This is a genomic window from Micromonospora sp. NPDC050686 (assembly GCF_040654475.1).
Classification (GTDB): Bacteria; Actinomycetota; Actinomycetes; order Mycobacteriales; family Micromonosporaceae; genus Micromonospora.
In genome coordinates this window covers 1-6,845 of the sequence record NZ_JBFAID010000106.1, presented here as the reverse complement: position 1 = coordinate 6,845, position 6,845 = coordinate 1, and the positions used below count along the sequence as shown (strand labels likewise).

General features: G+C 74.9%; 6 protein-coding genes and 1 riboswitch. Of the genes, 4 read left to right on the top strand and 2 right to left on the bottom strand.

Annotated features, from left to right (window positions below; genetic code table 11):
- Positions 1-161 precede the first annotated feature (161 nt).
- A complete protein-coding gene (locus tag AB0H57_RS32170) occupies positions 162-1,505 on the bottom strand; it encodes a solute carrier family 23 protein (protein WP_357512429.1) in 1,344 nt (447 codons plus the stop codon).
- 157 nt (positions 1,506-1,662) lie between these two features.
- Positions 1,663-2,268 carry an alpha-ketoglutarate-dependent dioxygenase AlkB gene (locus AB0H57_RS32165; RefSeq protein ID WP_357512430.1) on the bottom strand — a complete coding sequence of 202 codons (606 nt, stop codon included), beginning with the start codon at positions 2,266-2,268 and terminating at the stop codon, positions 1,663-1,665.
- Between the two features lie 178 nt (positions 2,269-2,446).
- Between AB0H57_RS32165 and AB0H57_RS32160 the strand changes: the two genes are divergently transcribed.
- The 4 genes from AB0H57_RS32160 (at position 2,447) to AB0H57_RS32145 (ending at position 6,712) form a co-directional block, all read left to right on the top strand.
- On the top strand, positions 2,447-3,688 hold the full coding sequence (locus tag AB0H57_RS32160) for an acyltransferase (protein WP_357512428.1): 1,242 nt from the start codon (positions 2,447-2,449) through the stop codon (positions 3,686-3,688).
- Positions 3,689-3,780: 92 nt separating this feature from the next.
- Positions 3,781-4,290, top strand: coding sequence for a hypothetical protein (locus AB0H57_RS32155; RefSeq protein ID WP_357512427.1), 510 nt, complete (start codon positions 3,781-3,783; stop codon positions 4,288-4,290).
- A gap of 130 nt (positions 4,291-4,420) precedes the next feature.
- Positions 4,421-5,176 carry a hypothetical protein gene (locus AB0H57_RS32150; RefSeq protein WP_357512426.1) on the top strand — a complete coding sequence of 252 codons (756 nt, stop codon included), beginning with the start codon at positions 4,421-4,423 and terminating at the stop codon, positions 5,174-5,176.
- 290 nt (positions 5,177-5,466) lie between these two features.
- Positions 5,467-5,606: riboswitch (cyclic di-AMP (ydaO/yuaA leader) on the top strand.
- A gap of 236 nt (positions 5,607-5,842) precedes the next feature.
- The gene (locus tag AB0H57_RS32145) at positions 5,843-6,712 is read left to right on the top strand and encodes a C39 family peptidase (RefSeq protein WP_357512425.1); all 870 of its coding nucleotides are present in this window, start codon (positions 5,843-5,845) and stop codon (positions 6,710-6,712) included.
- Positions 6,713-6,845 lie beyond the last annotated feature (133 nt).

Sequence of the window (6,845 nt, the reverse complement as noted above, 5' to 3'; positions counted from 1 at the left end):
CCGGCCGCGGCCGTACTCCTGCCGTCGGCGCTGGTCGTGGCGCTGCTGGTGGCCCCCTCGCCTGCCCGCCCCACCCCACCCCCGTTGATCAAGGAGTTTGCGTCACCCCGCCGGGCGTGTCGCAGACGCAAACTCCCTGATCAACTCCCGTGGGGTGGGGGTCAGAGTTCGGGTTCGGGGGCTGGGCGGGAGTCGGGGGTGGTGTGCCGGAGGCGGGCGATCAGGCGCATGCCGTGGTAGATGAGCAGGGCGGCGGCGGTGCCGAGGGCGATGCCGTTGAAGGAGAGGTCGCCGGCGGTGAGGGTGTAGTTCGCCGCGCCGATGATGACCGCGACCGCGGCGGTCAGCAGGTTCACCGGGTCGTGGAAGTCGACCCGGCCCTCGATCCAGATCCGGGCACCGAGGACGGCGATCAGGCCGTACAGCGCGGTGGTGGCGCCGCCGAGCACCCCGGCCGGCACGGTCAGGATCAGCGCGCCGAACTTCGGGCTGAGCCCGAGCAGCACCGCAGCCGCCCCGGCCACCCAGTACGCCGCCGTCGAGTACACCCGGGTCGCCGCCATCACGCCGATGTTCTCCGCGTACGTGGTGGTGCCGGAGCCACCGCCCGCGCCGGCCAGCATGGTGGCCAGGCCGTCGCCGAGGAACGCCCGGCCCATGTCCTTGTCGAGGTTGCGGCCGGTCATCGCGGCGACCGCCTTGACGTGCCCGGCGTTCTCCGCGATCAGCACCAGGATCACCGGGATCACCAGCACCACGGCGCGCAGCTCGAAGCTGGGCGCGTGCAACTGCGGCAGGCCCACCCAGGCCGCCTCCTTCAGCCCGTCGACCGCCGTGGGGTCGAGCTGGCCGAGCAGCGTGGCGAGGACCCAGCCCACCACCACGCCGAGCAGGATGGACAGCCGGGCCAGGAAGCCGCGGAAGACGACCGTGGCGAGCAGGATGGCGATCAGCGTGACCACGGCGATCAGTGGCTGGGCCTTGACCCCGCCGCTGCCACCGCCGTCCCAGGCCACCGGGGCCAGGTTCAGGCCGATCAGCGCCACGATCGCGCCGGTGACCACCGGCGGCATCAGCGCGTCGATCCACCGGGCGCCGGCGAGCTGCACCACCAGGCCGACCACGGCCAGGGCGGCGCCGGCGACCAGGATGCCGCCGAGCGCCGGGCCCAGGTCGCCGCCGGCCTTCGCGGCCAGCACCGGGGCGATGAAGGCGAACGACGAGCCCAGGTACGACGGCAGCCGGTTGCCGGTGATCAGCAGGAACAGCAGCGTGCCGATGCCGGAGAAGAAGAGCGTGGTGGCCGGCGGGAAGCCGGTGATCAGCGGGACGGTGAAGGTGGCGCCGAACATGGCTACCACGTGCTGCACGCCGACGCCGAGCGTCCTGGGCCAGGAGAGCCGTTCGCCGGGGTGCACCACGTCGCCGGGACGGATGGACCGGCCGTCGCCGTGCACGGTCCAGGGCGACCAGCGGGATCGCGGTTCGGTGGGGGTGTGGGTCATGGCGCGCCCTTCGCTCGTCGGGGTGACGGGGGCGTGATCGACCCTGAGAGTTGTTTCTAGCACGCCCGCGTTTCGCCGCGGTGACCCGGCCGCCGGCCGGCGGAGCGCCGGTCAGGCCGGGACGAGAGCACCGGTCAGGCCAGCACGGAAGCGCCGGTCAGGCGACGCCGGCGGGGCGGAACTGCACGCTGACCCGCGGGCCCACCGGGCGAGCGGTCTTGGGGACCGCGTGTTCCCAGGTGCGCTGGCAGGAGCCGCCCATCACCACCAGGTCGCCGTGCCCGAGTGGGAAGCGCAGCCCGGCACCGCCGTCGCGCGGGCGCAGCAGCAGCGGCCGAGGCGAGCCGAACGAGACGATGGCGACCATCGTGTCGTGGTGCGCGGAGCGGCCCAGCGTGTCGCCGTGCCAGGCCACGCTGTCCCGTCCGTCGCGGTAGAGGCACATCCCGGCGGTGACGAACGGCTCGCCCAGCTCGGGGGCGTAGTGCGCGGTCAGCGCCGCCCGGGCGGCGGTCAGCACCGGGTGCGGCAGCGGGCGGTGGCCGGCGTACCAGCAGAGCAACCGGGGTACGTCCACCTCGGCGTCGTACATGGTGCGCCGCTCGGCGCGCCAGGGCACCTCGTGCAGCAGGGTGTCGAAGACCTGGTCGGAGCCGTGCACCCAGCCGGGCAGGTGGTCGACCCACGCGCCGCCGGTCAGCTCGTGGCGGCGCACCCGCCCGGCGAGCGCGCCGAAGCCCGGCTCGTCCTGCAGATCCAGCATTGACGGCTGGTAGGCGGCGTCGGGCACGCCCCGATCCTAGCCCGGATCGAACAGGCGTACGAGTCTGGGCCGGGTGGGGTGAGCCGTCGCCCGCGGGTAGGGTGCCCGGGGCCGGCGCCGCGATCGGGGAGGAGAGCCAGTTGTCGGGGTTCCACCACAGCAGCGCCGGGTCCGTGGCGTGACCGCCGCGCCGAGCGCCGCCGGCCCGACCGCCGCCGACCGGCCGAGCCGGTTGCCGTCGCTGACCGGGCTGCGCTGGGTCGCCGCGCTGCTGGTATACGGCTACCACGTCGGCACGATGGGGATCGTGGCCGCGCCGGCGCTCAAGCCGGTGGTGGACAAGGCCTTCGCGCTCGGCCTGTCCGGGGTGGAGTTCTTCTTCGTGTTGAGCGGCTTCGTGCTGGTCTGGTCGGCGCGGGCGGGGGAGCGGCGGCGGGACTTCTGGCGCCGCCGGGTCGCCAAGATCTATCCGAACCACCTGGTGACCTGGGCCGCCGCGCTGCTGATCGCGTTCTGCTTCGCCGACCCGTTCAACCTCCGGGCCACCGTGGAGAACCTGCTGCTGGTGCAGGCCTGGGATCCGACCCCCGGCTACTTCTACAGCGTCAACAACGTGAGCTGGTCGCTCTCCTGTGAGCTGTTCTTCTATCTCAGCCTGCCGTTCGCGCTGCCGCTGCTGCGGCGCGCACGCCCGGCAGCGTTGTGGGCCGTGGTCGTCGCGGTGCCGCTGCTGATCATCGGTCTGTGGCCGGCCCAGCAGTTGGTGCCCGAGGCGGACCGCTGGTGGTTCACCCAGGTCTTCCCACTCGTCCGCTCGCTGGAGTTCTGGCTGGGCGTGGCCGCCGCCGAGCTGCTGCGCCGGGGGCGCTGGCGGGGGCCGGGGCTGCCCGCGGCCAGCGTGCTCTTCGTGCTGACCTGGCTGGTCGCCGCCGTGTGGATCCGCGCCGAACTGTGGGCCGGCCTGATGGCCGCCGTCTACGTCGTGGTGATCGCCGCGGCCGCCCGGGCCGACCTGCAGGGCCGGCGCACCCCGTGGCGGGGCCGCCGGATGGTCTGGCTCGGCGAGGTCTCCTTCGCCTTCTATCTGGTGCACGTGCTGGTGATGGTGGCCGTCCTGCGGCTGACCGGCCACCGGGGTGAGGGGCTGCCCGGCTGGTGGGGCCCGGCCGCCGCGCTCGGTTTCCTGCTGCTGAACCTGCTTTTCGCCGGGCTGCTGCACCGTTGGGTGGAGACGCCGATGATGCGCCGGCTCGGCCCACCGCGCCGGCGCCCGGCACCCGCCGCGCCGTCCCCGCCCGCCGGCGCCCTGGCTGACACGCCAGAGCCGGGCGGTCGTACCGGGCCGGGCGCCGCGGTGCCGAGGCCACGTCCCGGGGACGACCGGCCGGTGACGTACGCCGGCCGGTGCGACCCGGGCTGACCGGCGTCCACCCTGGTCAGTGCGGTCGGCGCGGCGAGCGCGACACGCCGGGCGGCGGTGCGGGCGGGTGGCGTCGGCGGTAACGTAAAGCCGTGCTCCCGGTTGCGCTCACCTGTCCCCTGTGGTGGGTGGCGCGCCGGACCTGGCGGCTGCTTACCAGCCTGGCGCTGGCGGTGGCGCTCTCCACGGGCGCCGTGTCGCTGGCCGACGGCGCGGGCACCCCGACCGCGGACTCGATCGTCGCGCCCGTGGCCGTGCACCGGCTGCCGGCCGTCCCCATCGCCGACCTGAACGGCGTGACCGCCGCCGACCGGCCCGGTGCGACCGCCGGGATCGCCCGGCTCGAAGCGACCCCCGCCGACTGGACCATCGCCGCCGACGGGGCCGTCGCCGCCGGCCGGGCCGTCACCGTCGGCCGGGCCGTTGCCGTCGACCGGAGCACCGCCGCCGGCCGCGACCTCGCGGCGTACGCCGTGCCGCTGGACGCCGGGCGGCGCGCTGGCCCGGTGGCGCTCCACCCGCGGGTTTCCCCGGTGGCGCCGTTCGTGCCCGCCGGCCGGCCGGCCGCGGTGGCCGGCTCGCGCGGGCCGCCCGCCGCCTGATCCACCCGCGGGCCGGGCGCCCGCTCACCGCGCCCTCGACCTGACTTCCCGCATCCGGCCCGCGACGGCGCCCCGTCCCCGGCGGGTGCGGATCCTCTCCACCGCGTTCCACTTCCGCGAGGTGCCGCCCATGAACACCGTTCTGTACCAGTTCCTGATCGAGGTCCCGCAGGCCGCCGCCATCTGGTCGGCGCTGCTCGTGCTCGCCCTGACCACTCTCGCCGTCCTGGTCGCCCGCCCCGAGCGGGACCACCCGGTCGAGGAGGCCAGCGCCGCCGACCTGGCCGCCACCGAGGCGGCCGACCTGCGCCGGTACGCCGAGGAGGTGGCCGTGGCCGCCGCCGGGGCCGTTCAGACCGCCCGCCGGCGGCGCGACGAGTGGCTGGCCGCCCAGGAGGCGGTGGACCTGGCCTGGCAGGGGTACGACGAGGCCGAGTCGGCCGCCCGCCGGTTCGCCGGCGCCGCCGCCCTGCCGGCGCCCCGGACCCCACGCACCCCGGCCGAGTACGCCGGCCGTGAGCGGTGGCTGCACCAGGCGGTGATGGCCGCCCACTGGCGTGGCGAACTGACCGCGCGGCAGGTCAGCGACGTGTTCGGGCGGCGGGACGGCTGGGATCCCCGCCGGCACCGGGCCGACCAGGAGATCGTGCTGGCCCGGGCGGTCCGGGACGGAAAGCTGGCCGGCTACCGTACGGCGACCGAGCGGGAGCGGTCGGCGTGGCGGACGGCGGAACTCGCCGCGGAGTCGGCCCGCGCCCTGTCCGCCGAGGCGTACGCGGCGGCCGAGCGGCTGCGGCTGGTCGCGGCCCCGCAGCCGCGCGCGGTCGCGGTGCCGGCCGCCCCGGCGGCGACCGCGACCCGCTGGCGGCCGGCCCGGGTGGGCTGAATCGGCACGAGGATTTCGGTGAGCCCCGTCACCCGTTTGCGGAAACGGTCATCGCACCCACTCGGGGCGACAATTATGATCAATTTCGGGAATCCGGTGACCGGGCGTCCTGTTCTTGCCGTCGCGTTCCGGAAAAAGCCTCCATCCCATTGAGTACGGACAGTGTCCGGTCGCGAAAATAGCCACCCGAACGATCATGGTTTGCGCAGGTGGCAGGGGGTTGGCAGGTCGGTGACCGGCCAGTAGTGTCGGCGCGTCCGCTGCGGTTCTCGATCGCGAGATGGCGACGCCGCGCGGTCCCGCCGAATCGACGATCACGAGCCGGGGACCCAGGTAGTTCCGGGGTGAATCCGCGGGCCACGGCCCGCGGTAGGGCGCTCTTCCCGCCCGAATCCGTCAGCTAACCCGGTAGGCGGTGTCGGAAGGAGTGCCACTCCCGTGCACCACCCCACCCCTCGGTTGTTCCGCCTCCACGGTGCCGCGGTGCCGTCGTCCGCCCCGGGCGGGCGTACGAGCTGAGCGCCACGTTCGCCCCGCCGCCCGTCGACCGGGCGGCGACATCCCCGCGAGCGGTCCGCATCCCGGCCCGACGTCCCCAGTCACGCGCGAGTCCCTCCGCGCGTCGGTCCGGTGCGCCGCTCTCCCCCCGTACCGTGGAGGAAACACGTGAAGCACCACCTGAAGCGGCAGCTGCGGCGCCTCGCCTCCGAACGTCCGTACCAGATCATGGCCGCCTCGGCCGCGGCGCTCGTGGTGGCGTCCACCACCGGTGCGCTGCTCGCCGACGCCGACGAGGCACCGACCCGGCAGGAGACCGCGGCGGTCGCCGAGATCGCCCGGGCGAACGACGTCGCCACCCGCGGCGAGGCCCGCGCCGCGACCACCCCGTCGGCCAGCCCCTCGGCCACCGCGTCGCCCTCGGCGACCCCGTCGGCGAAGGCCAGCCCCACCGCCCGCCCCACCGCGAAGTCGACGGCGACGGCGAAGAAGGCCGCGAACCCCGACCTCACCCCCGCGGCGAAGAAGCCGCCGGCGGCGAAGATGCTCGACTACACCTACGAGGCGCAGACCACCTTCTACAACTGCGGTCCCGCCGCCGTCCGCAACGCGCTCTCCGCCAGCGGCGTGCGGAGCACCCAGGACGACCTGGGCGTCGCGCTCGGCACCACGGAGATGGGCACCAACTCCGCCGAGGACACCACCCGGGTGCTCAACCAGATGGTCAAGGGCAGCCCCTACCGCACCACGATGTTCGCCGGCACCCCGTCGTCCGGGCAGGTCGACGGGCTGCGGGCCGACGTGGTGCGCAGCATCGCGGCCGGACGCGGCGTGGTGGCCAACATCGCCGGAGACGCCACCGACACCAACGGCGGCTGGCACTCCTTCCCGGGCGGCCACTACATCGCGGTGGTCGGCTACCAGGACAACGGCCGGACCGTACGGATCGCCGACTCGGCGGACCCGTCCCTGCCGGCGTACTGGATCAGCGTCACCGACCTGGCGAACTGGATCGCCACCCGCGGCTACTCCGCCTGACGGGTACCCGCCACACCGGGCGCCGGCTCCCCCGGGGGAGCCGGCGCGCCGCGGGGTGAGGACCGGCCGGGGGCCCAGCCGGCCCCGCGGGGGGCCCCCAACCCCCCCAAGCCGACGGAACCCACAGTAGAGA

Excerpts from the sequence above, each read along its gene's own strand:
- AB0H57_RS32165 (WP_357512430.1), bottom strand. The coding sequence starts at position 2,268 with ATGCTGGATCTGCAGGACGAGCCGGGCTTCGGCGCGCTCGCCGGGCGG.
- AB0H57_RS32170 (WP_357512429.1), bottom strand. The coding sequence starts at position 1,505 with ATGACCCACACCCCCACCGAACCGCGATCCCGCTGGTCGCCCTGGACC.
- AB0H57_RS32150 (WP_357512426.1), top strand. The coding sequence starts at position 4,421 with ATGAACACCGTTCTGTACCAGTTCCTGATCGAGGTCCCGCAGGCCGCC.